The organism is Bradyrhizobium sp. Mp27, from assembly GCF_029953005.1.
Taxonomy (GTDB): Bacteria; Pseudomonadota; Alphaproteobacteria; order Rhizobiales; family Xanthobacteraceae; genus Bradyrhizobium; species Bradyrhizobium barranii.
In genome coordinates, this window is record NZ_JASAUS010000017.1 from 67,551 (window position 1) to 91,771 (window position 24,221).

Sequence of the window (24,221 nt, forward strand, 5' to 3'; positions counted from 1 at the left end):
TTCGAGATGTTTACAAATAAGTTTGGTCGTGCTTGTCTTGACCTTCAACAGCAGAGCCTTGGAAGCCTTGGGATAGGCGTGCGACGAAAGGAATTCCGTATGAAGCGGACGGGCACGGCGTTGGCGGCAATTCTGATGATCGCATCGGGCCTTGTCTCGGCGAGTGCCGCGACATTGCGGGTCGGCATTCAGGACGATCCCGATGCGCTCGACCCGGCACTCAGCGGCACATACTCCGGCCGCTTCGTGTTTGCGGCGCTGTGCGACAAGCTTGTCGATATCTCCCCCGACCTCAAGATCGTGCCGCAGCTGGCAGAGGCATGGGAGTGGTCCGCGGACGGCAAGTCGATCACCTTTACGCTACGCCATAACGTCACGTTCCACGATGGCACCGCGTTCGATGCAGCGGCAGTCAAGTTCAATATCGAGCGCATGAAGTCCATGCCGGATTCCAAGCGCAAGGCCGAGCTGGCGCCGGTCGCGAGCGTCGAAGCGCTTGCCGCGGACAAGGTGAAGTTCAACCTGTCGGAGCCGTTCGTGCCGCTGCTTGCCAATCTCAGCGATCGCGCCGGCATGATGGTCTCGCCCAAGGCCGCCACGGAGAAACCAGGGGAATTTGCAGCCGCGCCGGTCTGTGCCGGTCCGTATCAATTTGCCGAGCGCAAGTCGCGCGACCTCATTCGCGTCAAGAAATATCCTGGCTACTGGGACGCTGCACGGGTCGGCTATGACGAGGTCGTCTACTACTACGTTCCCGACTCGACCGTGCGGTTGTCGCGTGTCCGGGCGGGCGATCTCGATCTCGCGGAGCGTATCGCGCCGACCGATCTCAAGACCGTGCGCGACGATCCCAACCTCGCCCTGCATTCCGGCCAGGGACTTGCCGTCTCGCATCTGATGTTCAATGTCGGCGCGGGCGCGAAGGCCGATACGCCACTCGGCAAGAACTCGACGCTGCGTCAGGCCTTTGAGCTGGCGATCGATCGCAATGTCATCAACCGCGTCGCCTTCAACGGCGAGTTCCTGGCGGATAACCAGATGATCCCGCCGTCATCTCCGTTCTACGATAGCGCGCGCAAGGCGCCGGCTCGCGATGTTGCCAAGGCAAAGGCAATGATTGCCGCCGCCGGAATGACTCGCGTGCCGGTCGAGATCCAGTACGAGAATACGGCCGGCGATTCCCGGGTCGCACAGATCATACAGTCGATGGCGGGCGAGGCCGGTTTCGACGTCAAGCTGCTGCCCATGGAAACGACCACTGCCATCGAGCGCTACATGAACGGCAATTTCGAAGCCTATATCGGCAACTGGAGCGGCCGCGCTGACCCGGACCCGACGCTGGTCGCCTTTTTCAGTTGCGCGGGCTCCCAGAACGTCAACAAGTACTGCAACAAGGACCTCGATGCGATCCTGAACCAGGCCCGGGGCGAGGCTGACGAAGCCAAGCGCAAGGCACTCTACGCCAAAGCGACGGACATTTACCTGACGGCGCTCTCGTCGATTCCCCTCCATCACCCGAACTGGTTCTTTGCGGCCCGCAAATCGGTCGGCGGCATCGTCATGGTACCGGACGGTCTGTTGCGTCTGGTTGGTGTCAGGCCTGTGAATTGATGCGCAACGCCTCGCGCCCGCCGATGTGCTCGCCCTGGTGAGGACCAGTCTGCCCCGATGAAGAGCTTGCTTCTGCGCCGGCTTGCCGTCCTGCTGCCGACCCTGTTGCTGGTGTCGATGATGGTGTTCGGTCTGCAGAAATTGCTGCCCGGCGATCCTGCGCTGGCGCTCGCTGGAGAAGAGCGTAATCCCGAAGTCGTTGAGTACCTTCGGCAGAAGTATCGCTTCAATGATCCGATCCCGGTGCAATACGCCGTCTGGTTGAAAGCCCTGGTGCACGGTGACTTCGGCACTTCCGTACGCACCCGATTGCCGATCGGCACCATGCTGGCGGAAAAATTGCCGGTGACCGCTGAGCTCGCGATGCTGTCGATGCTGGTCGCGCTGCTCGTCGGGTTGCCGATCGGGATCTTCGCGGCGCTGGGGCGCGGGACGCCCTTCGACTACGGCGCCAGTCTGTTCGGGCTTGCCGGACTGTCGATCCCGCATTTCTGGCTCGGGATCATGCTGATCCTTCTGTTCTCGGTGAATCTCGGCTGGCTTCCGGCCGGAGGTTTCGTTCCGCCGTCCGAAAGCGTGGGAGGTAACCTGCTTTCGATGCTGATGCCCGCTTTGGTGCTCGGTACGGGCACCGCTGCGATCATGATGCGCCATGTCCGCGGCGCGATGATCGAGGCGATGAAGCAGGACTACGTGCGCACTGCCCGCGCGAAGGGCGTCCGCGAAAGCACCATCGTGCTGCGTCATGCGCTGCCGAACGCGCTGATTCCCGTGGTCACGCTGGGCACACTGCAATTTGGGGAATTGCTGGCCGGCGCGGTGTTGACGGAGCAGGTCTTTTCCATCCCGGGGTTCGGCAAGATGGTCGTCGACGGCGTTTTCAGCCGCGATTATGCCGTGGTTCAGGCGGTCGTGCTCTGCACAGCAGCCGTATTCCTCCTGATGAGCCTGATTGCCGACGTGGCCTATGTGCTGCTCAATCCGAGGCTCAGGTCATGAGCTCGATTGAGACGGTGCCGGTCGCAAGTCAGGCACGCGCCGCCGCTCCTTCGGAAATTCGTCGCCTGTTGCGCGAACCATCCGCCGTCATCGGGGCCACGATCATCCTGTTCTTCGTCGTGCTGGCGGTGTTTGCCTCGTGGATTGCGCCGTACGATCCAAACTCGCCGGACTGGATGGCGATTCGCGCGGCACCCGGTGCGGCACATTGGTTCGGCACCGACGATCTCGGTCGGGACGTGCTGTCGCGCGTGATCTTCGGCACGCAAGCCTCGCTTGCCGCCGGCATCGTCTCCGTGACGGTCGCGGTGCTGATCGGCCTTCCGTTTGGTCTCATGGCCGGCTATTTCGGCGGCCTCACCGACATGGTGATCTCGCGCTTCGCCGATGCGCTGCTCGCTTGCCCCTTTCTGGTGCTGGCGATTGCGCTCGCCGCGTTCCTGGGCCCCAGCCTGCAAAATGCGATGATTGCCATCGGCATTTCCGCCGTGCCGGTGTTCGTTCGTGTCGCGCGTGCCGAGACGCTGGTTGTCTGCACCGAGGATTACATCGCCGCGGCCCGGTCCCAGGGCCTCGGCCATCTCGCCATCCTGACCGGACAGGTGCTGCCGAACGTGCTTGCGCCGACGATTGTGCAGGCGACGCTGACCATGGCGATTGCAGTTCTCGCCGAGGCGAGCCTGGCCTTTCTGGGGCTTGGCCAGCTTCCTCCGGCCCCCTCATGGGGCGCCATGCTTGACGTTGCCAGGCAATTTCTCGGCGAGGCGCCATGGATGGCCTTCTGGCCCGGCCTCGCGATCATTGCGCTCGTCATCGGCTTCAACCTGATGGGTGACGGCCTGAATGATGCCCTCAATCCCAGGCACTAGATGGAAGACGAGCCTGTTCCGGAGGACTCTGCAGCGTGGCCTAGGGCTGTTTGATTTCAGGCGGCAGAGCAAAGCCTGTCTCGTCCGAGCGTTGCAGCGCGCAGATCCGATGACACAGGTCGATGACGTGCCCGTCGTAGACTAGCGTGTATTGGCGCGAGCATTGGGCGCACCATTGATCTGTATCAAGCAAGCCGCGGGATAGGGGCCGCTAGGCTTCCAGCAGGAGCGCTGCCCGGACACAGGCCTTGAACACTCTTCGCCAGCATCGGTCCATCGACGGAGTCATCCAGCTCGTGATCCGGCTCGGATTGCTGGCGCTGCTGATCCTGTGGACTTTCCTCATCATCCGCCCCTTCGTGCCAATCCTGGCCTGGAGTGCGGTACTCGCGGTGGCGTTCTATCCAGTCTTCGGCTGGCTTGCCAAGCGCCTCGGGGGCCGCCCGCGCACCGCCGCGTCCATTCTCACGCTGGTTACGCTGGGCATCGTCATTGGTCCCGCGGCCTGGCTCGGCATGAGCGCAGTCGACGGCATCAAGGATCTCGCGGGCCAGATCAGCAGCGGCGATCTCACGCTTACGGAGGCGCCCGAACAGATCAAGAGCTGGCCGCTGATCGGTCCCCAGCTCTACGATCTCTGGACCCAGGCCAACAGCAATATTCGCGCGGTGCTGAGCGAGGTGATGCCGTATCTGAAACCGCTAGCCGGGATGATGCTGTCGCTCGCCGGTGATGCCGGTGTCGGCACGCTCCAGTTCCTGCTGTCGGTATTCGTCGCCGGCTTCCTCTTTCCCTACGGTCCGCAGCTCGTCGACGCGGTGCGCGGCTTCCTGTTCCGGGTCGTACCGGAGCAGAGCGAGCATTTTCTGGAGCTCGCCGGCGCGACCATCCGCGCGGTGTCGCAGGGCATCATCGGTGTCGCAATCGTGCAGTCGCTACTGGCCGGCATCGGCTTCAAGCTCGCAGGCGTCCCGAGTGCCGGCCTGCTGGCATTCCTCGTCCTGTTGCTGTCGATCGTGCAGATCGGCCCCTTCCTCGTTCTCTTCCCCGTGGTTATCTGGATCTGGATGGACAAGGACGTGACCACGGCGGTGCTCCTGACCGTCTTCCTCGGCGCCGTCGGCATCCTCGACAACATCCTGAAACCCATCGTCATGGGGCGCGGCCTGACCACGCCGACGATCGTGATCCTGATCGGGGTGATCGGCGGAACGCTCGCGCACGGAATCATCGGCCTCTTCATCGGGCCGATCATCCTGTCGGTCGCCTGGGAACTCGCGGCGGCCTGGATCCGGAACGACCGCGCCGCTGCGCCGAAAAGGCCGGAAGAGACCTGAATCTTCGCGCGCGTCACCTTTGACCTAAGTCAATCCTCTCGACTCCCGATGCGCCTTGATTGGGTGAAGCCAGATCTGACCTCAGGCATGTCGATGGGCCATCAAACGTCGCAGCGGGATTGCACATTCGGGCAAACGTCCCCGGCCATGACGGCCGTCGACTGACCGCCATGGATGCGATCCTAGCCATCGATGCGAATGCAGGAGGCGTGAACTTCCAGCTCTTCTCCGTACGAGGCGAGGGGAGGCTGGAACGGCACATCAAGGGACGGCTTGACGGGCTCGGCCGCCATCCGCGCCTCAGGGCGAGCAGAGCGAACGGCGATCCGTTGGCGCACCGCACTTATCAGAACGACGACGTCGATGACATCCCGGCGGCATGCGCGGTTGTCGATAGCTGGCTGCGGGACGAATTGGGAATCCAGCCGTTGGCCGTGGGGCATCGCGTCGCTCACGGAGGACCGGATGACGCCCGGCCGGCCCTGATCGATGACGCCGTGATGGCGCGTCTGGAACGGCTGATTGCACTCGCGCCGCAGCTTCAGCCGTATAATCTTGCGCCAATCCGTATCATGCAGGCCAATCATCCGGCGCTACCGCAAGTCGCCTGCTTCGATACTGCGTTCCATCTCGGTACGGTGGTGGAGAACGGCAGCTATCCTATTGCGCATCAACTCTGCGCAGGTGACGCAAGGCGTTACGGGGCTCACGGTCTTTGCTACGAGTCGATCGCACGAGCTCTGACGCTCGAGGCCCCCGAGATTGCCGCGCGCAGCGTGATCGTTGCGTGCCTCGACGACACCAGCTCGATGTGCGCGCTGAAGGAAGGCGGCAGCGTCGAAAGCACGAATGGATTCTATGCCTCCGGTGCATCGCCGTCGGACTATTCCGCAGGCGAAATCGATGCCGGCGACGCATTTCTGCTCACCAATCCGGGTGACGACGGTGCGGCGGCTCGTTTTCTGCGAGCAGAGCAGGCCGTCGAGCACCTCGCCTACTGCGCCGGCCTCAACGCCGGCCTGCTCGCGGCCGCGCTGGAGGGGCTTGACGCCTTTGTTTTCACCGGCGCGATCGGCCAAGGCTCGACCGCGATCCGCGCGCGCATCGCCGAAAGGCTGAGCTGGCTCGGTGCTATACTGGATGCGAAGGCCAACGCCCATAACGCACGGCTGATCTCGCGCCGCGATAGTCGTATCCCTCTCTACGTGCTCCCGTCCGACGATGAATTGACCATCGCGCGGCACACGTTGGCGCTCTTGCTGAACGGGCCGTCGCCACGTTGAGGCAGCTTCCCGGAAAGCTGAAAAGGATCGGCGGCGCGCGATGCTTCTTCAATTCCTCGTCGGTACGCTGGTCAGCGTGATCAATATCGGAATCCATGCGCTGGTGACCATCGTCGCCGTCGGGATCGCCCGCGGCGCGGGCTTGCGGCAAACAAAAAGACCAAGAGTGCACCTGATGGGTGTCATGGTCGCGACAGCCGTGGTGTTGCAGGTCGCGCATACGTTGGAGGTCCTGGTGTGGGCTCTGATGTATGAAGTCGTTCAGGCCGCCGCACCGGGCAGTGATGCGCTCTATTTCGCCTTCGTCAACTACACCACGCTTGGCTACGGCGATATCACGCCGGTGCGCGAATGGCGCCTCATCGGCCCGTTGACGGCTATGAATGGCGTCCTGCTGTTCGGCTGGTCGGCCGCCATCCTGTTCGAGGTCTTGCGCAAGACTCTCGAGCACCTCGGTGTAACCCAGGCGCCTGGCCTCAAATGATCCTGATACCGATGGCGGCTTCGGCCAGAGCCGAGCTCACCCCAGGAAAAGGATCATGGCCGTGAACGCCACCGGCAGCGTCCCGAACAAAACGACTGCGATCCGAAATGCGGTCTCGTTCCACATCGGAAGAGGCTAGCATCGGACGGTACCGGTGTGATGTGCAGTTTGTGCCATTCGCCGGTGTCGGCCCGCTCAAGGCTGCAGGTCGAGGCTTGCAAGCTGGTGCCGATCCAGCAGCACGATCTGACGCTGGGTGTTACCGACGAAGCCGAGGGCGCCGAGCTCATGGAGCCGTGACAGCGCGCGGGATACGGTCTCCAGCGTCAGGCCGAGGTAGTCGGCGATATCGCGCCGCGACATCGGCAGCGCCATGACGCCGGACGCCGTCAACCGCCCGTCCATCTCGAGCAGGAACGCTGCGACCCGCTCCAGCGAGGTCTTGCGTCCCAGCAACAGCATGTGGTCCTCTGCATGCTGGAGGTTGTTCGTGGTCATGCTGAGGAGGTTTCTGGCCACCATCGCATCGCTTTCGGCCACCATTTCGAGGCTTTGCCGTCTGACCAGGCGCACCGTAGTGTCGACGATCGCTTCCGTGGTGAAGCGGTGCTCGTTGCCGTTCTCCAGGCCAAAAATGTCGCCGGCGAGGTGAAAGGCGCCAATCTGCCTGCGGCCGTCCGACAGCAGCTTGTAGCTTCGCACCGCACCGGACGTCACCTGATAGACATATTCGGCGGGCTCTCTCTCCCCGTAGATTTCGCTGCCCTTTTTGTAGGTAAATTGGCTTAAACTGACGAGCGTATTTGAATCGCTGGTCATGCCGAGGTCACGAAGGGAGTTGGGACGCGGCGTCGAATCCGCTGTGATGCGAACGAACATGGGCCAACTCCTCAGCTCATCGCCGAATTGGTCTGTCAGACGAAAAAAGTCTCGCCGCCGGGAATGCGCCGCGCCGTCCCACTCCCGCCGAAGTTGATTTACGACTAAGGCGGCATTCTCATCCATTGTCCCAAGGTTCATTGTACCAAGGGACAGCGTGGACGCCTGTTGGGAGGTTGTTGCGCGGATTGAGAAGCTATCGGAATTCAGCAAGAGGTGATGCGTGCCCGGCCTTGTTCACGTGGTGGACGACGACGATTCCTTCCGGACGGCGATCGCGCGCCGACTGAAGCTCGCTGGCTACGACGTTGCGACCTACGCATCGGCGCAGGATTTACTGGATGCGGCGCCTGATGATGCGCAGCCGGGATGCATCCTCCTCGACGTGTGGATACCGGGGCTGAGCGGCCCCGACTTGCAGACCCGCTTGGTCGCGGCGGGCTCGACGCTGCCGATCATATTCCTGACCGGACACGCCGACACGCCAACCACGGTGCAGGCTATCAAGGCCGGCGCGGAGGATTTCCTGACCAAGCCGGTATCCTCCGAGCAGTTGATCGCTGCGATTGAGCGCGCGCTGGTGCGCCAGCACGCCGCGCAGGCGCATCGCGGCAGGCTCGAGACCTTCCGCATTCACCTCGCCGCATTGACGCATCGCGAGCGTCAGGTGTTCGATCTCATCGTCCGCGGCAGGATCAACAAGCAGATCGCGCATGAGCTCGGAACCACCGAGCGCACCGTGAAGGCGCACCGCCACCAGGTGATGGAGAAGATGCAGGTTCGTTCGCTCGCGGAGCTCGTTTCGATCGCGGAACGGCTTGGAATGCTCGATACGAGCGACGATTAGCTGATTTGTCGTCACGGCACAGTTTCCGCCGTGTGACTTCCCCAAGAGACAATATGAAATTCGTTGGTGCGGTGCTGCCATGCAGGGCAGCGGATGCGGCGGTTTGCCTGACACGCAAGTAGACCAAGCAAATTCAATATGGCGCCAGCGCCGCCGTGATCAGTCATTCGTCTCGAAGGGGCACTTCCTTGCCGGAGCGTGACTCGGTTTTTGTCGTCGATGACGATCCCTCCATCCGGACCAGCTTGAACAGGCTGCTCCGCGAGTATGGTTTTGCCGCGACGCTCTTCGATTCCGCTGGAGCCTTGCTCCATCACGGCAGCTTCGACAAAGCGATCTGCATCGTTCTCGATATCGACCTGAACGGAAGGTCCGGCATCGACCTGCGCCGGCAACTGGCGGAGGAGGGCGTCACTGCGCCGGTGATCTACATCACGGGAAATGACAGCTCGGCGAACCGCGCCGCCGCGGTCGCCTCCGGATGCATTGCCTATCTGGTCAAGCCGTTCACGGCGGAGTCCCTGATCGAGTCGGTGGCGCGTGCGTCGGCTGCGTAACGCAGCATGGCCGCTCATTCGTCGACATATTGCTCCAGCGTCCTGGCCGGTGCGCCCTTGTGGACGGACGCGAACTGCGCCAGCGGCACCGAGGTCGTCAATGCCAGCAGGTTTGAATCGACGACCTCGAGGGCAAGTGTCTTCCCTGACATCATCTCCTTGATGAACGCGGGAGGCGCGACGTCGGCCGCAATGCAGGCGTTGGTCAGGCACCAGCTGTAGGGGATGCGGAGGGGGCTGCCCTGGTCGACGGTCAGCTTCGCCGGCTGTTGCAGGTACATGCCGACGGGCACGAAGAGTTGCAGCCGTGCCGAGGGAGTGCCTTCGCGCTCGATCAGGTCCACGCGAACAGCGGTCTGGCCGGTTGGAAACTTGCCGGTGATTGAGGTCCGGCACAGCGTCGGCGCACCGCCTGCCTTGAAGCAGAGCTTCTGCCAGTCTCCGTAGACGATGTCCTTTGCCTCGCGCTGGCCGCGCGTCGCGACCTCGGCGGGTTTATCGGCCTGCGCGGATTTCGGCGCGGCGATGCCGGCACATGTCGCGCTTCCGGCGACCGCGACGACCAGCAGGCCAGAGAGACAATTGCGGGGATTTGGCATGGTGTGCCTCCGAACCTGAACTCTATTTCTGCGCGTCGAGGAACTTCGCCACCAGCGGCGACCACAGCGGGATCGCGTCCGGCGAGCCGATGAAGAAATGGCCCTCGCCGCCGAACGGCGGCATCAGATGATATTCGGCGCGGCCGCCAGCCGCCGTGAATGCTGCATGCATGCGCTTCGACAGGTCGGGGCCGAAAAACGTGTCGTTCTCGATGTAGATCCACAGCATCGGCACCCGCGACGTGCTGCCGAAATCCGCGGTCGCCTCGACCAGCTTGTCGGGTGCACAATTGTTGTTCGGCTTGCCGCCGACCCGTCCGCCGCGGCCGGCGGCGAAGGTGATGATGGCCTTCACCTGTGGTGGGTTCACGCTGGACAAGGCGATGGAAGCCCAGCCTCCGGCGGATTGGCCGACCACGATCACGTCCTTTGGAATGATCCGTTTCTCGGCGGCCATGTAGTCGATGATCCAGAGATCGACCTTGGCGACTGCGAGGCCCGCATCATGGAAGTTGGGGTTCGTGCACTTTCCAACCTTGGAAAAGAATGGCCCATAGAGCGCGCGCTCGGGAATGTCGATGGCCGCGGCGCCATAGCCGCTGCCGACCGGCGCGACCACGAGATAGCCGCGCTTGGCGAACCACTTTGCAGCGTCGCGGAATTCCACCAGCGGGAAGAAGCTTCGATCGGTCGGATTGAGAGATACGCCGTGGTTCATGATCACCAGAGGGAAAGGGCCGTCGCCGACCGGGCGCACCAGATAGGCGAACATCGGCAACGGCAGCGGCAAGGCCCAGATCTCCTCCTGGAGCCGGACTTCGTCCTCAGCCCGCGTTGGGGCAGAGAGCGAGGCCAGAACGAGCAGGGTGGTCGCCAGGGATCGAAGCGTTACAGCCAGAAGCGAGCGCATCGCGATCTCCTTCAACCCGTATACGTAGCGGCAACGACGATCGGGCCCAGCACCGTCAGCAACACGTTGCCGACCGCGTAAGGCACGGCGACACCAAGCACCGGCGTCTTGCTCTCGGCGACGTCGCACGCGCCTGTCACGGCGGCGTCAACCGTCATGGCGCCGGCGAGCGCGCCGCAGGTCACGACCGGGTTCATGCGGAGCACGTAGCGGGCGAACAGGGTCCCGACCGTCAGCGGGATCAACGTGACGACGATGCCCATGCCGACCAGCAGGAGGCCGTGCGCCTGAATGGCTGTCCAGGCGGCAAGGCCGTTGCCGAGCCCGATCGCCGCGATGAAGCCGCCAAGCCCGAGATCGCTCAGCGTCTGTTGCGCCGCCGGTGGCAGCGCGCCCATGGTCGGGTTTCGCGACCGCAGCCAGCCGCAGACGAGGCCGGAGATCAGCGCGCCACCTCCGCCGCCGAGCGTCAGCGCGACGGCACCGACTTTGAAACTTGCAAGGCCGGCCAACAGACCGACGGCAAGGCCTGCGGTGAGGAAAGCAATATCGGTCCGGTCGGACGCGTTGAGGGCGTGTCCGACCTGCGTCGTCGCCCGCGCGATATTGCCGGTGCTGCCGACCAGCGTCATGACGTCGCCGATATAGACGCGCGTGTCGGGACCGAGCGGCACCTCGCGGCCCATGCGGGTCAGAGAGCGCAGGAACACGCCGCGCGTATCGTCGCCGAGCCGCTCGGCGATGTCCCGGATCGAACGGCCGTGCAGCCTGCGGTTCTCCACGAGGACCTCGGTCACGTTGCCGGGCAGGTTGCGCAGGAGTTCGCCGGCGTCGATTTCGACGCCGAGGAGCGGCTTGGCCGCCACGATTGCCGTGGTGGGGCCGGCAATCACGACATCGTCGCCAGCTTCGAGCCTGATGTCATGCTGCGGCTTGATGTCTGCTCCGGCGCGCACGATCCGCTCCACGACGGTGCGGCTGCCGATCTCGGCTTCGATCGCCGCGATCGTGGAGCCCGCGCCGGTCGAGACGCGATAGGCGCGCGCCTGGAATTTGCGATAGGACAGGTTTTCGGTCTTCGGTGGTGCGCCGCCGGCCAGTTCGGCTTCGAGCTTCGCAGCCTCCGCCTTGAGATCGACCCGCATCAGGATGGGCGCGACGAACGGGACGAACAACAGCGTCAGGATGTAGCCGAGCACGTAGGTCACGGCATAGCCGGCCGCGATATTGGCCTCCTGCTGCTCCAGCGCCGCCTTTGGTAGGCCGAGTTGCGCCAGCGCGCCAGACGCGGTGCCGATCACCGAGGACTGGGTCAGCGCGCCGGCGGTCAGCCCCGCCGCAGTTCCGGTATCGAGCTCGAAGACATGAGCGAAGACGAGCACGATGACGAGGCCGGTGGCTCCGATCACCAGGACAACCTGCGCCAGGGTCCGAAAGCTCAAGGAAGCAAAGAATTCCGGGCCGGAGCGGTAGCCGATGGTGAACACGAAGAGGCTGAACAGGATGGCCCTGAGGATCGGCGGAAAAGCAAAGCTTCCGAGTTGCCCGATCAGGACGGCGACGATCAGCACACAGGCGGTCGTTCCGATCGAGAAGCCGCGAATCTTGATCCGGCCGAGGAGGGAGCCGATTGCAATGGCCAGCAGCAGGAAGATTTCCGGAGCGGTGGAGATGATCCACCTGACGGTTTCCATGGTCGCAATTCCCCCGGTGCTTTGGCCGATTTGATTTGCGGGGAAAGGAGATTGCTTGATCCAGATCAAGCCTTGCCGGCGGCAGGGCGCCGCCTATGCGCGCATGCAGAACCTGCGACGGCCCGCATTGTCAGCATGAGCACTCTGGATGTCGTAGCCGATGCGGTGCGCCGCGATGAGACGGTCGAGATCGTCCTGCTGCTCGCCTTCGCCGGCGGCTATATCGATGCCTATACCTGGATCATCCACGGCGTGATGGCCAATGCCCAGACCGCCAACCTGATCTTTCTCTGGGTCTATGCGACCGCCGGCAACTGGGCGAAGGCGTTTCACTTCGTGCCGCCGATGCTGGCCTTCGCAGTTGGCATCGTGATCGCCGCCTGGCTGCGCCGCGCTGCCGGCGAACGGGCCAGCGCGATCTGCACGCTGATCGAGATTCTGCTCCTGATCGCGATCGGCATTCTGCACAATCGGCTGCCGGATATCGCCGGCACGCTCGGCATTTCGCTCGTTGCCGCGATGCAGACCGCGATCTTCACGAAGGTCGAAGGTGTCTGTAGCACGGTGATGATTACCGGCAACATGCGCCAGGCGATCGGAAATATTTTTGCGGCTGCGTCCGGAGGCGCGCCGCCGGGAACGCTGCGCCGTTCGGGCATCTTCGTCGGCCTGTGCGCGGTGTTCGGCCTTGGCGCTGCTGTCGGGGCCTTTGCCACCAAAGGCATCCCGGATCTCGCGCTCGGCGTTCCCGTGATCGTGCTGCTGATCGTGCTGCTGCGGTGCGAAACGACGCCTCGTGAGGTGACCGGATGAATTCGCCTCCTGAAGCGAGCTGGATGCGTTTCTTCCCACCGTTCGGCTGGCTCGCGGCCTATCGGCGTGAATGGCTGCCATCCGATGCCGTCGCTGGCATCACGCTCGCGGCCTATGCGATCCCGGTCTCGCTCGCTTATGCCGCGCTCGCCGGCCTGCCGCCGCAGATCGGGGTCTACGGCTACATGCTCGGCGGCATCGGTTATGCGCTGCTCGGCTCGTCGCGCCAGCTTGCGATCGGCCCGACCTCCGCGATCTCCCTGATGATCGCCGCGACCGTCGGCGCGCTCGCCGGTGGGGACGCGGTGCGCTATGCGCAGATCGCAAGCCTTGCGGCGTTTGCCGTGGCGGTGTTGTGCTTCATCGCCTGGCTGTTCAAGCTGAGCGTGCTCGTGCGCCTCGTCAGCGACAGCATATTGGTCGGCTTCAAGGCGGGGGCAGGGCTCACCATCATCATGAGCCAGTTGCCGAGCCTGCTCGGCGTTGCTGGCGGCGGCCACAATTTCTTCGACCGCGCCATCAAGCTCGCTGGGCAGCTCGGTACCATCGATCCGCTTGTGCTCGCGGTCGGCGCGGTCGCGCTACTGCTGCTCTTGCTCGGCGAGCGGCTGCTGCCGGGAAAACCGGTCGGCATCACCATCGTCGCACTCGCGATCGTCGTGGCGACGGTGCTGGGTCTCCCGTCTCTCGGTGTGCCCGTCACCGGGAAGATACCCGAGGGGTTGCCGGCTCTGGCGATGCCGACCTTCGGCTTGCTGGAATTCGACGATCTGTTTCCGCTTGCCGCCGGCTGCGTGCTGCTGGCCTATATCGAAGGCGTCTCGGCGGCCCGCAGCTTTGCCGCCAAGCACGGCTACCCGCTCGACGTCCGGCAGGAATTTTTGGGACTGGGTGCCGCGAACCTCGCGGCCGCCTTTGGCCATGGCTATCCCGTCGCAGGCGGCCTGTCGCAATCGGCCGTCAACGACAGCGCCGGTGCACGGACGCCGCTGGCGCTGGTGATTTGCTCCGTGACGCTCGGGCTGTGCCTTCTGTTCTTTACCGGTCTCTTGACCAACCTGCCCAAGGCGGTGCTCGCAGCCATCGTCTTTGCCGCGGTCTATAAGCTCGTGGATGTGCGTGCGCTGCTGCGGATGTGGCGGATCAGCCGGATCGACTTCTACGCGGCGGCGATTGCCTTGGTATCGGTGCTGCTGCTCGGCATTCTCCAGGGCGTCCTGCTGGCAGCGATTGCGTCGATCTTCCTGCTGCTGGCGCGCGCCTCGCGGCCGAATGTCGCGTTCCTTGGCCGATTGCCCGGCAGCGGCCGCTATTCCGACAGCGCCAGGCACGAGGACGTCGAGCCGCTGGCCGGAATCATCGCATTCCGCCCCGAAGCATCGCTGCTCTACATCAATGCCGAGACGATCCTGGAGACGGTCCTGATCGCGCTACGGAGGTCGCCAGGCATTCGGCTGGTGGCCTGCGACCTTTCGGCCTCGCCTTATATCGATCTCGCCGGCGCGCGCATGCTGCACGAGCTCTACGACGAACTCGCCTCCCGCGAAGTCATCTTTTGCATCGTCGGCGCGCATGCGCAGCTGCGCGACCTGCTGCGCGCCGAAGGGCTGGCGGAGAAAACCGACAGCGGCCAGTGGTTGCGGTCGCTCGACAGCGTCCTGGGCGACGATCCAGCCAATACCGCGCAACGAACGGTCTGACGCCCCTTATTGCGATGCCGAGGGCATCGTCCTGTCCGTCCGCCCGATCAGAATGCGCGCGACCGTTGACTTGGATCAATGGAGCGACCGGCCCCGCACTCACGATCCCGCATCACCTTCGCTTATGGGATCGGGAGAGCCGTATGTCCAAAGAAGCCAAGCCCGCGCAAAAGCGCATCGATCAGTTCTTCTCCGGGCGCGGCGGCCGGGCGGACAACTGGCGCGATCTGGTGGAGGCGGCAAAGGCGTGGGCGCGTGGCGGAGATCGCGCGAAATATGACGCTGCGCTGGCCGATCTCTCCGTAACGGAAGAGTTTCACGGCTATCCCGGCCTTCACCTTATGGCGACCCTGCGGGACGCGGCCGCGACCGGCGATGCGCCGGGCTCGCTCGCCCTTGCGACGCGGATGATGCAGGCCTTGACGACAAGGTCGTTTCGCCAACATGCCGGTGACGGCAGCGCAAATGACGAGGGCAACGGTGACACGCCCGATCTGGTGCCGCAAATGTCCGGGCAGCATGGTGCGCGCCGTCCCTATTTCGAGACGCTGATCGTCACCGGTCTCTCGTCCGGCAATTGGCCCGCGCTCGCCAACGAATGGCGCAAGCTGCGGCGGCCGGTCGATTCATTCGTGTATGAGCCGGTGATCGTCGGCAGCCTCGAAGATGCCTTCTGTGCCGCCATCCTGAACCCCAACCTCGCAGCCGTCGTGATCAACGAGGGCTTTGCGCTGCGCTCACGCCATGACGCACCCGTGCTCCGCACGATGACCTCGGCGGCCGGATTGAACGACGAGTCCGATGCTTCGGCGCTGCGGCTTGCCCATGTCATCAAGCGGGTCCGTCCCGAGCTCGACCTCTATTTGATGTCCAATCGCGACGTGGAAGCGTTGGCCGGAAATCCCGAGGCCGATGTCGTCCGCCGCATCTTCTATTCGGTCGAGGAGCTGCTCGAGCTGCATCTCTCGATCCTTGAAGGGGTGCAGGATCGCTACGACACGCCGTTCTTCGACAATCTGAAGAAATATGCACAGCGTCCGATCGGAACGTTCCATGCGCTGCCGATCGCGCGCGGCAAATCGGTCTTCAAGTCGGACTGGATCCGCGACATGGGCGAGTTCTACGGCTTGAACCTGTTCCTGGCCGAAAGCAGCGCGACCACCGGCGGCCTGGACAGCCTGCTGGAGCCGACCGGCAACATCAAGAAGGCGCAGGACAAGGCAGCGCGCGCGCTTGGCGCCGATCGCGTCTTCTTCGTCACCAACGGCACGTCGACCTCGAACAAGATGGCGGTGCAGGCGCTGCTCGCGCCGGGTGACATCGCGATCGTCGATCGCAATTGTCACAAGTCGCATCATTACGGCATGGTGCTGGCCGGCGCGCAGCCGCTCTATGTCGAAGCCTTCCCGATGACGGAATATTCGATGTACGGCGCCGTGCCACTGAAGACCATCAAGCAGGCCTTGCTGAACGCCAAGGCCGATGGTCGGCTCGATCGCGTCAAGCTGCTGGACCTGACCAACTGCACCTTCGACGGCCACATCTACAACACCCGCCGGGTCATGGAGGAATGCCTCGCCATCAAGCCCGACCTGATCTTCCTGTGGGACGAGGCCTGGTTCGGCTTTGCGCGCTTCTCGCCGTTCCTGCGGCGGCGCACCGCGATGGGGGCCGCCAACGAGATCGAGGCCTGGATGCGCGATCCGAGATCGGTCGCAGCTTACGAAGCCCAACAAGCCACGCTCGGCAAGAATCCCTCGAACGAGGTGCTGCTCAAGACCCGGCTGATCCCCGATCCGCGCCAGATCCGCTTGCGCGTCTATCAGACCAATTCGACCCACAAGTCGATGTCGGCGATCCGTCAGGGCTCGATGCTCTCGGTCAAGGACGTCGAATTCCACACGGTCGAGCAGCAGTTCAAGGAGGCCGTCTTTACCCATGCCTCCACGAGTCCGAACCAGCAGTTGATCGCGAGCCTCGACGTCTCGCGGCGCCAGATGGAGCTGGAAGGGTATGGTCTGGTGGCCAATGCGATCGAGATCGCGCTGGCGATCCGTCACGCCGTCAACACCAATCCGCTGCTCTCGAAATATTTCCGCATCCTCGGCGCCGACGCCATGGTGCCGGCGCAATATCGCCAGAGCGGCTTCACCGATTATCTGGCGGCCGGCGCGAATTGGGCGAGCGCTCTGAAGAGCCTGGACGAGGATGAGTTCTGTCTCGATCCGACCCGCATGACACTGGTGTGCGGCACCGCGGGTTTCGACGGCACCCAGTTCAAGGGCATCCTGGCGAACGACTACAACATCCAGGTCAACAAGACCTCGCGCAATTCGGTGCTGCTCCAGTCCAACATCAACAACACCCGCAGCGACATCGCGCATCTTATCAGGGTTTTGGCCGAGATCGCGGGCGAGGTGGATCGCGGCCTCGCCCAAGGCGGTGCCAATGCGAAGAAGACCTTCGAGGCGCGGGTGAAGAGCCTGATGACTGACGTGCCTGATCTGCCGAACTTCTCGCACTTCCACCAGAGCTTCCGTGGCGATGCCGGCAGCAAGACCAATGAGGGTGATATCCGCAGCGGATTCTACGCGGCCTACGACGCGGCGGGATGCGAATTTATCAGGCTCGCCGATCCCGAGATCGACCGCCGCCTGAAAGCCGGCCCCGACCTCGTCTCCGCCAGTTTCGTGATTCCCTATCCGCCGGGCTTCCCGATCATGGTGCCGGGTCAGGTGATCACCCAGGAGACCATCGAGTTCATGCGCAAGCTCGATGTGAAGGAGATCCATGGCTACGACGCCAAGGAAGGCCTCAAGCTCGTACGCGCCGAAGCGTTGGCGAAGATCGGCAAGCCCAAGCCCGGCGCGCAGCCGAAGCTGAAGGCCGCTTCATAGTACGGGGCAGAATATTTAGGTGGCGAAGACGACCACCATGACCGAGCCCCAGGTCGTCAACAGGATGTTGGCGACCGGGTAGGCCGGTGTATAGCCCAGCACCGGGACAGGGCTGCCGGCGCGTTCCTGGAGTGCAGCCATCGCAGCCGTCACCGTCTGAGCCCCCGTCAAACTGCCGAGCAGGAGGATCGGGTTCATCCGCAACACGAAATGGCCGAAGCAGAATCCGACGATTTGCGGCAGCAGGGTAACGGCCATTCCTCCCAGCAGGAGGCTGAGGCCGGTTTCGCGCAGGGCCGACAGGAATATTGGTCCTGCATGGATGCCGGTGAGTCCGACGAAAGCTGCCAGTCCAAGCGAAGTCATGAGGCTGATGGCACCATCCGGAATCTGTCCGAACAACGGATAAATTGTGCGGAGGTAGCCGACCAGAAGCCCGGCGAGTAACGTGCCAACGCTCGTGCTGAGCGAGATATTGATGCCGCCAACGGAGAAGCTCAGGAGAGTGCCAACGAGGCCGCCGAGAAAGATCGCGAGCCCCAGCACGATGAAGTCGATGCTGGTGCTGGGTGCAACGATGACACCGATGCTTTTGGCTGCGCTCTGCACGACCGGTTCAGGTCCAACGATGCGGAGCAGGTCGCCCCGCTGCAGGACGACGTCGGTTCCAACCGGAATCTCCTGATCGCCCCGTCTCAGCGAGCGCAGATAGAGGGCCCGCGCCCAACTCTCTCGTGCCGCGGCTTCCAGCGTCACGCCCGCGAGTTTCGGATTGATCAGGATGACATCCGCGGTAATCAGGGGAATGTCGAGGAGTTCCCTGTCCTCTACTTCTTCGGCGCGAGGGCCGATCCATTCGACGATGACCTGCCGCGGTGCGGAGAGGGCAACAAGGTCGCCGGCCGCCAGAACCGTGCTGGGATCCGCTTCGAGAAGGTGTTCTCCGCGGCGGATCCGGTGAATGAACAGCCGGTAATCCGGAATGCGGGCTTCCGCGGCTGCGACCGTCACCCCGACGAGGGCGGAGCGTTCGTCCAGTCGATAGGCGCGCAACTCGAATTTGCGCCAGGCAGACGCCAGGCCGGGCTTGGTGCGCGTGACGCCCAATGCCTGCTCGAGCTTGAGCGCCTCCGCTGGCAGATCGATTTTCAGGAGGGCGGGTGCAATCTGAGTGACGAAGAGGATGACGCCTGCATAGCCGAAGATGTAGCAGACTGCGTCCGCCACCGCGATATGCGAAACGAAAAGCGCGCGCTGCGCCTCGGGGATGGCCAGTCCGTTGATTGCGTCGGTAGCTGTTCCCATTGCCGCGCTCTGGCTAAGTGCGCCCGACATAAGGCCCGACGCGTAGCCGGGATCGAGTCGCAAAACCTTCGCAACGGCAATGGAGGTCGCAAGTCCCGTCAAGCATACGACGATGGCGAGTAGCATCGGCTTCAGCCCGTCGCGCTTCATCGATTGTGCGAATTGCGGCCCGACCAGATAGCCGACCCCAAACAGGAACAGCAGGAAGAGGAACGACTTGGTCATGCTGGAAACGGGGACGTGCGCGAAATCCCCGACCGCCAATCCGGCGAACAGCGCGCCCGTGACCGGGCCCAGGCTGAACGTACCGATCTTGAAGCTTCCGATCCAGTAACCCGCGGCGATCACGAGGAAGAGCGCGAGCTCGGGATAACGGACGAGAAACTGCTCCAGCCAAGTCAGCATCTCTGGGCGGCCCGATCTCTACGTCATCAGCATAACGAGCACCATGCCCCAGATCGTCAGCAGTGTGTTTCCGACCGCGTAGGTGACGGTATAGCCAAGACCCGGAATCTGGCTCTTGGCGCGGTCGTTGATCATGCCGAGCGAAGCAGTGGTGGTGCGCGCGCCGGAGCAGCATCCGAGCACGATGGCGTCATGGAAGCGGAATACGTATTTTCCGACATACATTGCGAGGATCAGCGGCACGGTCGTCACGCCGACGCCCCAGAGGAACAGGCCGATGCCCTGCGCCTTGAGGCCGGCCACGAAGCCCGGTCCCGACGAGATGCCGACGATCGCAATGAAGACGTTCAGGCCGACCGAGTTCATGAACCAGACGGTCGGCGAAGGAATCCGGCCGAAGGTCGGGTGCACGGAGCGGAGCCAGCCGAAGAACAGGCCTGAGATCAAGGCGCCACCTGACGTGGACAGCGTCAACGGCACGCTGCCGATCTTGTAGACGATGGCGCCGATCAGCGCGCCGATCGCGATTGCGGCTCCGATGAAGGCGACGTCGGCCACATCGGTCGCGCGATCCGGGCGGCCGAGCATCTTTGTCGCGGCTGCCACATCCGGCGTGCGTCCCACGATGGTGACGATGTCGCCGCGATTGATCTTCGTGTTCGGCAGGATAGGGATATCAACGGCGATCGCCCCCCGGGTGATCTTGCGGAGGAACACGCCGCGAGCGCCTGCCGTTCGCGACAGCTCCTCCAGCGTCTTTCCGTCGACGTCCTTACTGGTCACGTAGACATCGACGCCCTCGATCGGCATCGCCAGCAACTCGCGATCGTCGACCTCTTCCGCTTGCTCGCCGATCAGACTGACGAGAACGTCGCGTCGGCCGGCCACAGCGACGACGGCGCCTGCGTGAATGACGGCATCGGCGGTGGCATCCGTGATCTTGCCGTCCTGCCTGATCCGCAGGACGAACACCCGATGGTCGGGTAGCAATGCTTCTGCCTGCTGCACGGTCTTTCCAACCACCGGACCCCGCTCATTGACACGAAAAGCGCGCACATCGAACTGGTGCCAGGCCGTTCCCGGACCGCCCGTCTGCTTCTTGCCCCCGTGCTCCTCCTCATATTTCTTGCAGGCCGCCTCGAGGTCGATACCGAGCAGTGCCGGACCAAGCAGAGCCAGGACGATCGCGGATCCGACCGTGCCGAAGATATAGGTGACCGCGTAGGCGACCGGCATGGCGTCGAGAATCTTCTTGGTCTCTTCCGGTGACAGGCCGAGCCGGTTGACGGCATCGGTCGCAAGGCCCATGGATGCCGAGATCGTCTGCGAGCCGGCGTAAAGTCCGGCGGCTGAACCGACATCGTAGCCTGCAAGCTTTGCTCCAACATACGCTGCGATCAGGCAGAACACGCACACAACGGCTGCGAAGATCGCCTGCGGGACGCCGTCCTGCGCGATGCCGCGCACGAATTGCGGCCCGACGCCGTAGCCGATGGCAAACAGGAACATCAGGAAGAAGAACGGCTTGAGCGGACCCGTCACCGTGATCCCGATCTGGCCGATGATCACGGCGGCAATCAGCGTCGCGGTGACGGCACCGAGCCCGAGGCCCTTGTAGGTGAAGGAGCCGAAATAGTAGCCCAGGGCGAGGGATATGAAGATCGCGATTTCCGGATAGCTCTTGAGCGTCTGAAAGAACCAGTCGATCATGATGTCACCCCTACATGCATCGGCACGCGCCCAACTCGCTCCGCGCCACGTCGGATGCGAAGATCCCGATAACGAGATCTGTAGCCGTATCGATCGACATGAGGCGATGGCCCCCCGTCCGACATGTTGATTTATGTCAATGGCCGAGCCTTGCGGCGTTCGCAGCGAGCATCGCTAACAACATCAGCTCGCTGCGTTGCGGAACGGCGGCGAGTCACAAGACCTTTGAGCTAGATCAAGGGTCGCCATCGGCCGCCACTCATCCTGAACGCGACGACGCAGGCTCGGAGCCTGTCCGACCTCGTTCCACAGATCGCACCATTCGGGAGTGTCCTATGGCCGATATCTTGACGCTGAAGAAATTCGAGGCGCTGAGCCCGTTCGAGATCAAGGACGAGTTGATTAATCTCGCCAAGGCGACGTCGAAACGGACGCAGTCCGCGTTCCTGAACGCCGGCCGCGGCAATCCGAACTGGGTGGCCACCACACCGCGCGAAGGCTTCTTTCTGCTCGGACAGTTCGCGATCACCGAGAGCAAGCGCGTCATGGACCACCCCGCCGGGATCGGCGGCATGCCCCAGGCCAAGGGCATTGCTGCACGCTACGAGGCCTGGCTCGCCCAGCACGCCGACATGCCGGGCGCGAGCTTCCTGTCGGAGATGCTGCCCTTTGCCGTCAAGAAGTTCGGCTTCGAGCCGGATGCCTTCGTCCACGAGCTCGTCGATTCCATCATCGGCGACAATTATCCCGTGCCTGACCGCATGCTGGTGCACAACGAGAAGATCGTGCACGAATACTTGATGTGGGCCGTGTGCGGCGAGCCACGGCCATCGGGCAAGTTCGACATCTACGCGGTCGAGGGCGGCACTGCCGCGATGTGCTACATCTTCAAATCGCTGAAGGCCAATCGCCTGCTGCTGCCGGGTGACACCATCGCGCTGGGAACGCCGATCTTCACGCCGTATATCGAGATGACGCACCTTGAGGACTACGATCTCAAGATGGTCGAGATCAAGGCTCCACAGGAAAACCGATTCCAGTTCACGGACGAGGAAATCAAGAAGCTGGAGGACCCGAAGATCAAGGCCTTCTTCATCGTCAATCCCGCCAATCCGTCGGGAATGGGGGTGAGCCCGGAGACGATCGCCAAGCTAACGAACCTGGTGAAGACCAAGCGCCCTGACCTGATGCTTCTGACCGACGACGTCTACGGAACCTTCGTGCACGGTTTCCGCTCGTTGCTCGGCGAGCTCCCGCACAATACGATCGGGGTCTATTCCTACTCTAAATATTTCGGCTGCACGGGATGGCGGCTCGGCGCCATCGCCATTCACGAGGACAACATCTTTGACAAGATGATCGCCAAGCTGCCCAATGCGGCGGTGAAGGCGCTCGACAAGCGTTACGGCCCCCTGACGTTGGAACCGCGCAAACTCAAACTCATCGACCGCATCGTCGCCGACAGCCGGGATGTCGCGCTCAATCACACTGCCGGCCTGTCGCTGCCGCAGCAGGTGATGATGAGCCTCTTCTCCCTTTCGGAGATGCTCGACGACAAAAAGGCCTATCAGGCCGCCTGCATGGAAATCGTCAACAAGCGGCTGTGGTCGCTGCTCGACGGCCTCGGTCTCGCCGACAAGCTGAACCCGAATCCCAATTACGATGCGTATTACGGACTGATCGATTTCGAGTTCTGGGCGCGGAAGAACATTGGCGACGACGCCGTGGATTATCTGAAGAAGAACGTTCACCCGCTCGACCTCGCGTTCCGTCTGGCCGAAGCCCACGGCATCGTGCTGCTGAACGGCGGTGGTTTCGATGCGCCCGAATGGTCGCTGCGTGTGTCGCTGGCAAACCTTCCGGACGATGTCTACGACGATATCGGACGAGGTGTTCGCAGCATTGCGCGTGGCTATCGGGACGCCTACGAGGCGGCCAAGGGCGGCTCAAAGTAACGTGAACCAATGGGGGGCCGGTTGATCCGGATCACTCCGATATCAAGCCAAAGGAGAATGAACGTCATGAGGAAATCTGCCATCGGCGCCGCCTTGATCGTCTCGTTTGCGGCCGCTACCGGCCTCAGCACGCCGTCGCGTGCCGAGACCGGTCAGGTTGCCGTCGTCTTCACCAAGGGCGGCTTCATCGTCGGCGTCGGCGGCGGCGAGGGTGTTTTGGTGTTGCGGGGCAAACAATATCCCTTCACCGTGTCAGGCATGAGCGTCGGTTTCACGATCGGAGCTTCGACGACCAAGTTTGTCGGCCGCGCCCTCAATTTGAGGGGGCCGCAGTCGATCGAAGGCTCTTACGCGGTGGGCGGAGCCGGCGGCGCCGTCGCCGCGGGGGCCGGAGCCGTGCAGTTGCAGAACGGCAATGGTGTGATCCTTCAGCTCAGCGGCCCGAAGATTGGCGCGGAGGTGTCTGCCGCGGTCGGCGGCGTCACGATCCGGCTGAAATAGGCCCGGGAGGGCGCTCAAGCCAAACGGGCTGCGTCATCGCAGCCCGTTTCGCGTTTCAGTAGCGTTCCTCGACGAACTTCAGGCCGCGCAGGCTCGCCTGGTCGTTGTAACGTCCCTTGTGGGACCGCGGCGGCAGCTTGACCTTCTCCCGCTTGACCTTCTTGTAAGGGATCGTTCTCAGGATGTGCGAGATGACGTTGAGCCGCGCTCGCCGCTTGTCGTCGGAGCGGATCAGTCGCCACGGTGCATGCTTCGTGTCGGTCGCCTCGAACATCATGTCACGCGCGCGCGAGTAATCGTACCAGCGCCCGAACGACTCGGTGTCCATCGGGCTCAGCTTCCACTGCCGCAGCGGATCCTCGATACGCGCCTTGAAGCGGAGCTCCTGCTCCTCCATCCCGACCTCGAGCCAGAGCTTGATCAGGACGATGCCGGCGTCCACGGCGAATTTCTCGACCAGCGGACACAATTCCAGGAAGCGCTTGTGTTCGGTCGGCGAGCAGAAGCCCATGACGTATTCAACGCCGGCGCGGTTGTACCAGCTGCGGTCGAAAATCACGATCTCACCGCCGGCCGGGAATTGCTCGATATAGCGCTGCAGGAACAGCTGGGATTTCTGCCGGTCGGAGGGCGCGGGCAGGGCGCAGACACGGAACACGCGCGGGCTCACCTTTTCGGTCAGCGCCTTGATGGTCCCGCCCTTGCCGGCCGCGTCGCGCCCCTCGAAGATGATGATCACCTTCAGTTTCTGGGCTCTTCTCTATTCGGCCGGATTTAGTCAAGGGCTTGATTGGGCGCCTCCTTGGGTTCGGTACCGCTCGCGGGGCCGTGCTTCTCTTCGGGATCAGCCGTATGGCTCTCCCAGC

19 protein-coding genes and 1 pseudogene are annotated in these 24,221 nt (G+C 63.2%); 13 read left to right on the plus strand and 7 right to left on the minus strand.

All coding sequences use genetic code 11. The features are described from left to right. The first annotated feature begins 99 nt into the window (after positions 1 to 99). The 6 genes from QJT78_RS12655 to QJT78_RS12680 all read left to right on the plus strand — a co-directional run bounded on the left by QJT78_RS12655 (position 100) and on the right by QJT78_RS12680 (position 6,583). Positions 100 to 1,611 carry an ABC transporter substrate-binding protein gene (locus QJT78_RS12655; RefSeq protein WP_038942254.1) on the plus strand — a complete coding sequence of 504 codons (1,512 nt, stop codon included), beginning with the start codon at positions 100 to 102 and terminating at the stop codon, positions 1,609 to 1,611. A gap of 57 nt (positions 1,612 to 1,668) precedes the next feature. Continuing rightward, positions 1,669 to 2,610, plus strand: a complete 942-nt coding sequence (locus QJT78_RS12660) for an ABC transporter permease (RefSeq protein ID WP_028149199.1) — start codon at positions 1,669 to 1,671, stop codon at positions 2,608 to 2,610. Then, positions 2,607 to 3,479, plus strand: a complete 873-nt coding sequence (locus QJT78_RS12665; RefSeq protein ID WP_028149198.1) for an ABC transporter permease — start codon at positions 2,607 to 2,609, stop codon at positions 3,477 to 3,479. Before QJT78_RS12660 ends, QJT78_RS12665 begins: the two co-directional genes overlap by 4 nt. A gap of 248 nt (positions 3,480 to 3,727) precedes the next feature. Then, positions 3,728 to 4,816 carry an AI-2E family transporter gene (locus tag QJT78_RS12670; protein ID WP_049807441.1) on the plus strand — a complete coding sequence of 363 codons (1,089 nt, stop codon included), beginning with the start codon at positions 3,728 to 3,730 and terminating at the stop codon, positions 4,814 to 4,816. 170 nt (positions 4,817 to 4,986) lie between these two features. Then, positions 4,987 to 6,099 (plus strand): acetate kinase, encoded by a 1,113-nt coding sequence (locus QJT78_RS12675; protein ID WP_281460244.1) that lies wholly within the window; start codon positions 4,987 to 4,989, stop codon positions 6,097 to 6,099. Between the two features lie 40 nt (positions 6,100 to 6,139). Continuing rightward, positions 6,140 to 6,583 (plus strand): potassium channel family protein, encoded by a 444-nt coding sequence (locus tag QJT78_RS12680; protein WP_028149195.1) that lies wholly within the window; start codon positions 6,140 to 6,142, stop codon positions 6,581 to 6,583. A 195-nt stretch (positions 6,584 to 6,778) separates the two neighbouring features. On the opposite strand, the gene QJT78_RS12685 is transcribed toward QJT78_RS12680, so the two are convergent. Continuing rightward, a complete protein-coding gene (locus QJT78_RS12685) occupies positions 6,779 to 7,462 on the minus strand; it encodes a helix-turn-helix domain-containing protein (RefSeq protein WP_028149194.1) in 684 nt (227 codons plus the stop codon). Positions 7,463 to 7,685: 223 nt separating this feature from the next. Here QJT78_RS12685 and QJT78_RS12690 point away from each other — a divergent pair, with 223 nt between their 5' ends. Next, complete coding sequence (locus tag QJT78_RS12690; RefSeq protein ID WP_028149193.1) at positions 7,686 to 8,309, plus strand: response regulator; 624 nt, start codon at positions 7,686 to 7,688, stop codon at positions 8,307 to 8,309. A gap of 188 nt (positions 8,310 to 8,497) precedes the next feature. Beyond that, positions 8,498 to 8,866, plus strand: a complete 369-nt coding sequence (locus QJT78_RS12695) for a response regulator (RefSeq protein WP_038942251.1) — start codon at positions 8,498 to 8,500, stop codon at positions 8,864 to 8,866. A 14-nt stretch (positions 8,867 to 8,880) separates the two neighbouring features. On the opposite strand, the gene QJT78_RS12700 is transcribed toward QJT78_RS12695, so the two are convergent. From QJT78_RS12700 to QJT78_RS12710, 3 genes are read right to left on the minus strand one after another with little or no spacing between them, the layout of a single operon-like run. After that, entirely contained in the window at positions 8,881 to 9,465 is a 585-nt protein-coding gene (locus QJT78_RS12700; RefSeq protein WP_028149191.1) for an invasion associated locus B family protein, read from the minus strand. A 22-nt stretch (positions 9,466 to 9,487) separates the two neighbouring features. Further along, positions 9,488 to 10,375 (minus strand): dienelactone hydrolase family protein, encoded by an 888-nt coding sequence (locus QJT78_RS12705; protein ID WP_028149190.1) that lies wholly within the window; start codon positions 10,373 to 10,375, stop codon positions 9,488 to 9,490. Between the two features lie 11 nt (positions 10,376 to 10,386). Then, positions 10,387 to 12,069, minus strand: a complete 1,683-nt coding sequence (locus QJT78_RS12710; protein ID WP_212490867.1) for a transporter — start codon at positions 12,067 to 12,069, stop codon at positions 10,387 to 10,389. A gap of 135 nt (positions 12,070 to 12,204) precedes the next feature. Here QJT78_RS12710 and QJT78_RS12715 point away from each other — a divergent pair, with 135 nt between their 5' ends. The 3 genes from QJT78_RS12715 (at position 12,205) to QJT78_RS12725 (ending at position 17,479) form a co-directional block, all read left to right on the plus strand. Then, positions 12,205 to 12,882 carry a YoaK family protein gene (locus QJT78_RS12715; protein WP_028149188.1) on the plus strand — a complete coding sequence of 226 codons (678 nt, stop codon included), beginning with the start codon at positions 12,205 to 12,207 and terminating at the stop codon, positions 12,880 to 12,882. Next, positions 12,879 to 14,582, plus strand: a complete 1,704-nt coding sequence (locus QJT78_RS12720) for a SulP family inorganic anion transporter (protein ID WP_028149187.1) — start codon at positions 12,879 to 12,881, stop codon at positions 14,580 to 14,582. The genes QJT78_RS12715 and QJT78_RS12720 overlap by 4 nt, the downstream gene beginning before the upstream one ends. Before the next feature lie 143 nt (positions 14,583 to 14,725). After that, complete coding sequence (locus QJT78_RS12725) at positions 14,726 to 17,479, plus strand: decarboxylase (RefSeq protein WP_028149186.1); 2,754 nt, start codon at positions 14,726 to 14,728, stop codon at positions 17,477 to 17,479. 15 nt (positions 17,480 to 17,494) lie between these two features. Here the strand turns inward: QJT78_RS12725 and aspT (QJT78_RS12730) are convergent, their stop codons facing one another. Both aspT (QJT78_RS12730) and aspT (QJT78_RS12735) read right to left on the minus strand, forming a co-directional pair. Next, positions 17,495 to 19,189, minus strand: a complete 1,695-nt coding sequence (gene aspT, locus QJT78_RS12730; RefSeq protein WP_038942248.1) for an aspartate-alanine antiporter — start codon at positions 19,187 to 19,189, stop codon at positions 17,495 to 17,497. Positions 19,190 to 19,207: 18 nt separating this feature from the next. Further along, on the minus strand, positions 19,208 to 20,899 hold the full coding sequence (gene aspT / locus QJT78_RS12735) for an aspartate-alanine antiporter (RefSeq protein WP_038942246.1): 1,692 nt from the start codon (positions 20,897 to 20,899) through the stop codon (positions 19,208 to 19,210). Between the two features lie 335 nt (positions 20,900 to 21,234). Between aspT (QJT78_RS12735) and aspD the strand changes: the two genes are divergently transcribed. Both aspD and QJT78_RS12745 read left to right on the plus strand, forming a co-directional pair. Continuing rightward, on the plus strand, positions 21,235 to 22,854 hold the full coding sequence (aspD, locus tag QJT78_RS12740) for an aspartate 4-decarboxylase (RefSeq protein WP_028149184.1): 1,620 nt from the start codon (positions 21,235 to 21,237) through the stop codon (positions 22,852 to 22,854). A gap of 66 nt (positions 22,855 to 22,920) precedes the next feature. Continuing rightward, positions 22,921 to 23,355 carry a hypothetical protein gene (locus tag QJT78_RS12745; protein WP_038942245.1) on the plus strand — a complete coding sequence of 145 codons (435 nt, stop codon included), beginning with the start codon at positions 22,921 to 22,923 and terminating at the stop codon, positions 23,353 to 23,355. 55 nt (positions 23,356 to 23,410) lie between these two features. Here the strand turns inward: QJT78_RS12745 and ppk2 are convergent. After that, positions 23,411 to 24,112 (minus strand): annotated as a pseudogene (gene ppk2, locus QJT78_RS12750) (polyphosphate kinase 2); the annotation flags it as partial. Positions 24,113 to 24,221 lie beyond the last annotated feature (109 nt).

Excerpts from the sequence above, each read along its gene's own strand:
- QJT78_RS12655 (WP_038942254.1), top strand. The coding sequence starts at position 100 with ATGAAGCGGACGGGCACGGCGTTGGCGGCAATTCTGATGATCGCATCG.
- QJT78_RS12660 (WP_028149199.1), top strand. The coding sequence starts at position 1,669 with ATGAAGAGCTTGCTTCTGCGCCGGCTTGCCGTCCTGCTGCCGACCCTG.
- QJT78_RS12665 (WP_028149198.1), top strand. The coding sequence starts at position 2,607 with ATGAGCTCGATTGAGACGGTGCCGGTCGCAAGTCAGGCACGCGCCGCC.
- QJT78_RS12675 (WP_281460244.1), top strand. The coding sequence starts at position 4,987 with ATGGATGCGATCCTAGCCATCGATGCGAATGCAGGAGGCGTGAACTTC.
- QJT78_RS12680 (WP_028149195.1), top strand. The coding sequence starts at position 6,140 with ATGCTTCTTCAATTCCTCGTCGGTACGCTGGTCAGCGTGATCAATATC.
- QJT78_RS12685 (WP_028149194.1), bottom strand. The coding sequence starts at position 7,462 with ATGTTCGTTCGCATCACAGCGGATTCGACGCCGCGTCCCAACTCCCTT.
- QJT78_RS12700 (WP_028149191.1), bottom strand. The coding sequence starts at position 9,465 with ATGCCAAATCCCCGCAATTGTCTCTCTGGCCTGCTGGTCGTCGCGGTC.
- QJT78_RS12705 (WP_028149190.1), bottom strand. The coding sequence starts at position 10,375 with ATGCGCTCGCTTCTGGCTGTAACGCTTCGATCCCTGGCGACCACCCTG.
- QJT78_RS12710 (WP_212490867.1), bottom strand. The coding sequence starts at position 12,069 with ATGGAAACCGTCAGGTGGATCATCTCCACCGCTCCGGAAATCTTCCTG.
- QJT78_RS12715 (WP_028149188.1), top strand. The coding sequence starts at position 12,205 with ATGAGCACTCTGGATGTCGTAGCCGATGCGGTGCGCCGCGATGAGACG.
- QJT78_RS12720 (WP_028149187.1), top strand. The coding sequence starts at position 12,879 with ATGAATTCGCCTCCTGAAGCGAGCTGGATGCGTTTCTTCCCACCGTTC.
- QJT78_RS12725 (WP_028149186.1), top strand. The coding sequence starts at position 14,726 with ATGTCCAAAGAAGCCAAGCCCGCGCAAAAGCGCATCGATCAGTTCTTC.
- aspT (WP_038942248.1), bottom strand. The coding sequence starts at position 19,189 with ATGCTGACTTGGCTGGAGCAGTTTCTCGTCCGTTATCCCGAGCTCGCG.
- aspT (WP_038942246.1), bottom strand. The coding sequence starts at position 20,899 with ATGATCGACTGGTTCTTTCAGACGCTCAAGAGCTATCCGGAAATCGCG.
- aspD (WP_028149184.1), top strand. The coding sequence starts at position 21,235 with ATGGCCGATATCTTGACGCTGAAGAAATTCGAGGCGCTGAGCCCGTTC.
- QJT78_RS12745 (WP_038942245.1), top strand. The coding sequence starts at position 22,921 with ATGAGGAAATCTGCCATCGGCGCCGCCTTGATCGTCTCGTTTGCGGCC.